Below are 7,491 nucleotides of genomic sequence, written 5' to 3'. Positions count from 1 at the left end.
TGATGGGAAACGGGATAGAGCCTATCCACGTGCGTTAAAAATGAGTAAAAACAAGTATCCCATTAAGCCTAAGAAAAATGCCGTTCACACTAAGTGAACGGCATTACCCTTTGATGGGTTTTTACATCGAATAGCTTAAGCTTTGACAAGAATGGCGGTCAGTCTTTGGCCGCCATTCTCGCCTTGAGATCAGCAAAAGGATTAAAGGTCGCCGGCGCCTGTTTGGCTTCACTGGTATCGCCGTACTGCACCAGTTCTTCAAACCTGGAGTGCTCGTTGTCATGGCAGTAGAGACACAACAGCTCCCAGTTGGAACCATCTGAAGGGTTGTTGTCGTGATTGTGATCTCTGTGATGGACTGTCAACTCACGCAAATTCTTGTGAGTAAACTCCCTGGCACAGCGGCCACAGACCCAGGGATAAAGCTTGAGCGCCTGCTCCCGATAGCCCTTTTCACGACTCGCCTGATACTCACGGGCCTGTGCCAGCACCCGATCCAATTTACTCTGTTCTGCCATCTTTCTTTTCCGGTGAACGGGCCCTTAAGGGCCCTCTACATATTCTGCGCTGGACAGATGCAGATAGTGCAGGTGTTTCTCATATTGAGTCACCACATCTGCCTGGATCTGCTCTTCCGTATAACCCATCACATCATAATACTGTCCGCCGTGTTCGAGGAAGACTTCAACCCGGAAGTAGTTATTTTGTGATTCATCATCACCCTCTTCCTGAGTTTGATGGGTCACAGGCAGAGTAAAGGCGCGGATCCGCAAACCATAGACAAAGGTCTGCACCTCTTCGTTTTCAATAACCAGTCTCACCCTGTCTTCATCGTACTGGAGATCGGCATTGATACCGCGGGACAAGAAGCCCTGAGAAACCTTGGACAGCGCTGGCGTTGCCACGTTGTCGACAAAGTGGCGTGCCTGCTCATAGGAGGGATGCGACACCAGCACATCTATCCTGTCTTCCCAGGACACGCTGGTTCTGGCGTACTGCACGCTGGTGGTATGCAGCTGCACGCTGTTGATTTTGAGCCAGTCATCCTGCAACGCCTTGAACAGGCCAAAGCAAATAAGCAGCATCACCAACAAGAACGGCATGGCACTGGCAATCGCTGCCGTTTGCAACGCCTGTAAGCCACCGGCGAGCAGCAGTACAGAAGCAACCACACCTTGCATCAGGGCCCAGAAAATCCGCTGCCATACAGGTGCACCGGCATCGCCGCCTGAAGTCAGGTTATCAATCACCAAAGAGCCTGAGTCCGACGAAGTCACAAAGAAAGTCACCACCAGACACACGGCGATAATGGACAGCAGATTAGAGAGCGGCAAATGCTCAAAGAAAGTAAACAGGGCGACCGACACATCGGTGGAAACCGCCGTTGCCAGATATTCGGCGCCATGATTCATGATGGCATCAATCGCCGAGTTACCGAAAACAGTCATCCACAGGAAGGTGAAACCACTGGGAACAAATAAAATCCCCACCAGAAACTCACGAATGGTACGGCCACGTGAGACCCGGGCGATAAAGGTACCGACAAAAGGTGACCAGGAGATCCACCAGCCCCAGTAAAGCAGAGTCCAACCACCGAGCCAGTCATTCTTCTGCTCATAGGCATAGAGATTAAAGGTCTTGCTCACCAGTTCACTCAAATAACTGCCTGTGTTTTGCACGAAAGACTGCAGCAGTGCGACCGTAGGCCCGAACAGCAGCACTATCATCATCAGCACAAAAGCCAACCCGAGGTTAAGCTCACTTAAGCGCTTTACGCCCTTATCCAGGCCGGAAAACACAGAGCCTGTGGCGATCAACGTGATACCTATGATCAGTGCTACCTGCACCCCGGTATTGATAGGGAATATATCACCCAACAGATAATTGAGCCCTGAGTTGACCTGCAATACCCCGAAACCCAAGGAGGTAGCGACACCAAACATAGTGCCAAGCACGGCAAAGGTGTCGACACAATGGCCTATAGGGCCATAAATACGTTCGCCAATCAAAGGGTAAAGTGCGCTTCGTGGCAGCAGTGGCAACTTATGCCGATAGCTGAAATAGGCCAGACTCAAGGCCACTACCGCATAGATGGCCCAAGCGTGAATGCCCCAGTGAAAGAAGGTGATCTTCATCGCCTCTTTGGCGGCTTCAACTGTATGGGGATCCGCATCCGGTGGCGCCAGATAATGCATCACAGGCTCACCGACCCCGAAGAACATCAAGCCTATGCCCATACCGGCAGAGAACAGCATGGCAATCCAGCTCTTGTAGCTGTAATCCGGCTCGGCATGATCCGGCCCAAGCTTGATATCACCGAAGCGACTCACCATCACAAAGATGATGAATACCAAAAAAATAGCCACCCCCATGATGTAGAGCCAACCCGCCTTCAGCTCCAGCCAAGATTGAGCTGACTTAAATAGCTCCTGCGCTTCATTCGGCCAGACGGCGCCGACAAACACCAGAATAGCGATACAGATCAGTGACGAAAAAAACACCGGAGGATTAATACTCGACTTAATCAAATTTTGCGCTCCTTTTTACGGATAATTAGCGCCGCCTGCGAGCAAGTTCCTAAATTATAGCGGAACTCAGCCGGGGACAACGCTTATCCAAAGCCACACCAAAAGCTTATAGAGTGTTTATGTGCAATATGTGACACCCTTCCGCGGACAAGCTCTCGGCTTGATTTAAATGGAAGAGATAGGGCCCGCCGGGATCAAAGTGTTGGCAGGACAGACAAGATTACCGTGGCATAGTGAATGGCAATCGACTCAGACACAAACTGCTACTTTTGGCAACAATCGGCGCCGATTATACACAAAAATGAATAAAATGGGGAGTTCATGGCAACTCCCGCTCAAAAAATCACCACCTTAGTCCTTGACGACCTTGGGTGTTTGCGAAATGCCCGCAGTCAGATTAAAGCGCATCGCCTCCTCGAATGACCAATCCACCATAATCAAATCCTCTCGCTTGACCAGGCTGGTGACTCCGGCCATCTGGTAAGAGAGTTGAAACAACACAGGCACCCAGTCCCCATCGGGCAAGGCATCGAGCAGCGGCTGAGGCGGCTTGTCTGTCATAATAAAGCCGACCACGAAACCACCGTTTGCCTGACGCACCAATACCGTCTGCTGCGACTTGGGCTTGCTGCCATCACGGTTCATCAAAGAAGCGATATCACGAATGCTGCCATAGACGGACTTGAACAGGGGAAAGCGCATCAACTGCCGCTCAATCCAGCTCCAGAGCCAGACGATGGGGCTAACAGAAAACAGTAACCCGGCAATAAATACCAAGGCTGTGACCAGAATAAAACCGGCTCCGATGAACACAGTGTCCATGCCCAGCAGAGAGAAGAGTAACTTGCCCAGACTGTCGAGAGATTCAAACAGGGACCAGAACAGCCAGAGACTAAGCGCCATGGGCAGCAGATTAAGCAAGCCGCGGATCAGGGTTTGTTTCATTGAATTCCTCTTGATATTTAAGACTGTATAGGGCGCAGGACAGAGGCTCAAAGGAAGGTTTCTCGGTAGCCCCTTCCCCAACAGGCGCTCAACTCTGTATCCTGACAGAGACGCAAATCGATAGCAAAATGTTGTGCATTACCCCGAAAGGCCGCAGGGTCTCTCGGGCGCGATAAGGAGAATAACAGCATGCGCGTAACCCGACTGGACCACCTGGTGTTGACCGTCCGCAACATAGAGCAGAGTGTCGCCTTCTACCAAAAATTGGGCATGAAACGCCAAACCTTTGCCGATAACAGAACGGCGCTGCAATTTGGCGATCAGAAAATCAACCTGCACCAGCTTGGCCGCGAATACTACCCCAATGCCGCCAAAGCCCAAAGCGGTTCGGCGGACTTGTGTTTTATCACCTGTGGTTCACTCAAGGATACTATGGCACATCTCAGTGCCGTGGGTATCGACATCGAAGAGGGCCCCGTCGCCCGTACCGGCGCCACAGGCCCGATAGACTCAGTCTATATTCGCGATCCTGACGGCAACCTGATCGAACTGGCAGAATATCGTGTTGACTAGGCTGGGCTTTGACGAGACTGCTTTGACTAAGTGCTCTGTTAACTAAGTGCTCTATTGACCAAGTCCCCAGTTGACTAAGTCTCTGTTGACTAAGTCTCCGTTGACCGGTCGGTGCAGCTAACCGAGCTGCACCGACCCAAACAGCGACAAAAAAGCCGCTTGAATGCAAGCGGCTTTCTCTAAGGCTCGCGGATAAGAGCTTACAGCTCTTTTTCCATCTCCTCGTAGGAGACATGGCGTACGTCTTTGCCTTTTACGTAGTAAATCACGTACTCACAGATATTCTTGCAGCGGTCCCCTACCCGCTCAACCGCGCGGGCAGCCCAGAGCACATCCAGCACACCGGGAATAGAGCGTGGATCTTCCATCATGTAAGTCATCAACTGGCGAATAATGCCTTCATATTCCTTGTCCAACTTAGCGTCTTCCTTGTGCAGCTCCAGCGCCGAGTCGGCGTCCATCCGCGCCAACGCATCCAGGGTAGAATTCAACATGCGGGTGGCATGACGCCCCATGGACTCAATACTGACCAGCAGCGGCTGCTGATTATTGCTGCGCTTCTCCTGTGCCGCCTTGGCGATACGCACACAGGCATCGCCGATGCGTTCGAGATCGGCAATAGACTTGGAGATGGCTATCACCAGACGCAAGTCACTGGCCGCCGGCTGCCGCTTGGCAATGATGCGGGTGCATTCTTCATCTATCATCACCTCCATGCCGTTGACCTTGTGATCGCCTTCTATCACTTTCTGTGCCAATTCAGCATCCAGGCTGCCCAGAGCATCCAGCGCCTGTTCCAGCTGGCGCTCTACCATACCGCCCATGGCCAGTACCCGGTTGCGGATATCTTCCAGTTCGGCGCTGAACTGGCCTGAGATATGTTTATTCAGGTTCTTGTTTTCCATTTGCTTCCCCTTGCTCGGACGCAGCGTTTATCAACCGTAGCGGCCGGTAATATAATCTTCGGTCTTACTCTGTTTTGGCGTAGTAAAAATAGTGTTGGTATCCGAGTACTCGATCAGCTCGCCCATATACATAAAGGCGGTTTGGTCCGACACCCTGGCAGCCTGTTGCATGTTGTGGGTCACTATCACCACAGTGTACTTGGACTTGAGCTCAGAGATCAGTTCTTCGATGGTCAAGGTAGAGATAGGATCCAGTGCCGAAGTCGGCTCATCAAGCAGCAAGACTTCCGGCTCGATGGCAATCGCCCGGGCAATTACCAGACGCTGCTGCTGACCACCGGATAGTCCGAAGGCGTTGTCATGCAGTCTGTCTTTCACCTCATCCCAGATGGCGGCGCCGCGCAGTGAACGTTCACAGGCTTCATCCAGCTCACGGCGATTGTTCACGCCCTGCAGGCGCAGACCATAGACCACATTTTCATAAATGGACTTGGGGAAAGGATTGGGGCGCTGGAACACCATGCCCACATTGCGTCTCAGCGCCGCGACATCCACTTTCTTGTCGTAGATGTTTTGGCCATGGAGCAAGATCTCCCCGTCGATATAACAGTTATCCACCAAATCATTCATCCGGTTGATGCAGCGCAGCAAGGTGGACTTACCGCAACCACTGGGGCCGATGAAGGCGGTGACCTTCTTCTTGGGGATTTTCATGGAAACATCAAACAGCGCCTGCTTGTCACCATAGCGCAGATCCAGGTTACGGATCTCCAGCGCCGTCTCTTCGGCAGGCAGGTTCGCCAGATCCAGCGTCTCAGTATTCATTACCGATGAGTCTATCGAAATCATATTCTGTCCTATCACTTCAGGATAATCGTCAATTAGTGTTCAAGCGAGCGGTACTTTTCACGCAGATGATTGCGCACGCTGATAGCCGTCAGGTTGAGTGCCACGATCACAGATACCAGCAGGAACGAGGTGGCATAGACCAAAGGCCTGGCCGCTTCTACGTTGGGGCTCTGGAAACCGACATCATAAATATGGAACCCGAGGTGCATAAACTTACGCTCAAGATGCACGAAGGGGAAATTCATATCCACAGGCAAGGTAGGCGCCAACTTGACCACCCCCACCAGCATCAAGGGTGCCACTTCGCCGGCGGCGCGGGCAACAGCCAGAATAAGCCCTGTCATAATCGCCGGGCTGGCCATGGGGATAATAATCCGCCACAGGGTTTCGGCCTTGGTGGCCCCCAGAGCCAGGCTGCCCTGACGCACAGAGCTTGGAATACGTGACAAGCCTTCTTCGGTGGAAACTATCACCACAGGCAGGGTCAGAATCGCCAAAGTCAGTGCCGACCAGATAACCCCGGGAGAGCCAAAGGTGGGCGACGGCAACGCCTCTGGATAGAACAGCTGATCCAGCGAGCCCCCCAACATATAGACAAAGAAGCCCAGACCAAACACCCCGTACACAATCGAAGGCACACCGGCGAGGTTGATCACCGCGATACGTATCATCTTGGTGATCGGCCCTTTCTTGGCGTATTCGTGCAGATAGATGGCGGCCACCACACCGAATGGTGTCACTATCACGGCCATCAACAACACCATGAATACTGTGCCGAAAATCGCCGGAAACACCCCGCCCTCTGTATTGGCTTCGCGGGGGTCGTCACTGATAAAGCGTCCCAGACCAACAAACCAGTGGCCAACCTTGTCGATAAAGCCCATGCGGTTGACATAGCTGACATCGAGCACCGAATCCAGGCTGAGGGTCACTTCTTCGCCGCGCATGTCGCGTACTATCACAGAGTCGCGCCCGGCTTGCTCACGCAGAGAAAACAGCTGCTTTTCCAACCCTTGATAATGCTGATCCAGTTGTTGACGCTTGGACTCAAGCTCGGCCTTGCGCTCAGGCGTCAGGGCATCGTCAAGCTCATAGCCACGCTCTTTAAGGCGCAGACGTTCGAGCTCATAGTTAACCGCGCCTATGTCCTGCTTCTGCAGTGTCATCGCCTGATCGGCCAGGTCCACTGCGCGCTCGATATGCTCCTCGAGTGAATTCTGCACATCGCCGCCGAGCTCCAGCCGCTGGCCCTTCTCAATCACCGCCACAGGGTAGCCGTAGAAGTTACCGTTCTTGGTACGCTCTATCATGGCCAAGCCTTCCGGGGTGGAGCGCGACACAATATCTGTCTCCAGAATCCAGCGGAAATCCAGGCCGACAAACTCACGGTTACCCGTCTTGACCAGATAGCGGGTCACAAACTCACCCGGCTCTGAGTTGAAGTGGTAACCGGCGGATTTCAACCGCTCGGTCGGCACTTCTTCTCTGTCGTACAGCTCTCCTATCAGGGTGTAGCGCTGGCCTTTGTCATCCTGCATCTCCCACTGATAGATATCCGCGGGCCAGAAATAGCTCAGGCCACGCCAGGCGATGAGTAACAATAGCCCCAACACCGCAATCAAACTCAGGCTAACGGCGCCCCCTGTCATCCAGATCCAGGGAGAGCCTGATTTAAACCACTTACCCATTGC

Annotated in this window: 7 protein-coding genes; 1 reads left to right on the top strand and 6 read right to left on the bottom strand. The window is 52.9% G+C overall.

Going from position 1 to position 7,491, the window contains the following annotated elements; genetic code table 11:
• Window positions 1-158 precede the first annotated feature (158 nt).
• From CX651_RS13250 to CX651_RS13240, 3 genes are all read right to left on the bottom strand, one after another.
• Window positions 159-518: a YajD family HNH nuclease gene (locus CX651_RS13250; RefSeq protein ID WP_025009816.1), complete on the bottom strand. Its 360-nt coding sequence runs from the start codon at window positions 516-518 to the stop codon at window positions 159-161.
• Between the two features lie 24 nt (window positions 519-542).
• Complete coding sequence (locus CX651_RS13245; RefSeq protein WP_101056430.1) at window positions 543-2,528, bottom strand: BCCT family transporter; 1,986 nt, start codon at window positions 2,526-2,528, stop codon at window positions 543-545.
• A 351-nt stretch (window positions 2,529-2,879) separates the two neighbouring features.
• Window positions 2,880-3,473, bottom strand: coding sequence for a DUF502 domain-containing protein (locus CX651_RS13240; RefSeq protein ID WP_101056429.1), 594 nt, complete (start codon window positions 3,471-3,473; stop codon window positions 2,880-2,882).
• 189 nt (window positions 3,474-3,662) lie between these two features.
• Between CX651_RS13240 and CX651_RS13235 the strand changes: the two genes are divergently transcribed.
• Window positions 3,663-4,046, top strand: a complete 384-nt coding sequence (locus CX651_RS13235) for a VOC family protein (RefSeq protein ID WP_101056428.1) — start codon at window positions 3,663-3,665, stop codon at window positions 4,044-4,046.
• Between the two features lie 200 nt (window positions 4,047-4,246).
• On the opposite strand, the gene phoU is transcribed toward CX651_RS13235, so the two are convergent.
• The 3 genes from phoU to pstA are packed head-to-tail and all read right to left on the bottom strand — an operon-like array spanning window position 4,247 to window position 7,488.
• On the bottom strand, window positions 4,247-4,951 hold the full coding sequence (phoU, locus tag CX651_RS13230; RefSeq protein WP_101056427.1) for a phosphate signaling complex protein PhoU: 705 nt from the start codon (window positions 4,949-4,951) through the stop codon (window positions 4,247-4,249).
• A gap of 30 nt (window positions 4,952-4,981) precedes the next feature.
• Window positions 4,982-5,800, bottom strand: coding sequence for a phosphate ABC transporter ATP-binding protein PstB (gene pstB, locus CX651_RS13225; protein WP_101056426.1), 819 nt, complete (start codon window positions 5,798-5,800; stop codon window positions 4,982-4,984).
• Between the two features lie 32 nt (window positions 5,801-5,832).
• Window positions 5,833-7,488, bottom strand: coding sequence for a phosphate ABC transporter permease PstA (gene pstA / locus CX651_RS13220; RefSeq protein WP_039033926.1), 1,656 nt, complete (start codon window positions 7,486-7,488; stop codon window positions 5,833-5,835).
• Window positions 7,489-7,491 lie beyond the last annotated feature (3 nt).

The sequence above is a fragment of the Shewanella chilikensis genome (assembly GCF_002836945.1).
Taxonomy (GTDB): Bacteria; Pseudomonadota; Gammaproteobacteria; order Enterobacterales; family Shewanellaceae; genus Shewanella; species Shewanella chilikensis.
Note: the sequence above shows the minus strand (reverse complement) of the source record. Positions and strands in the feature narration are given on the sequence as shown.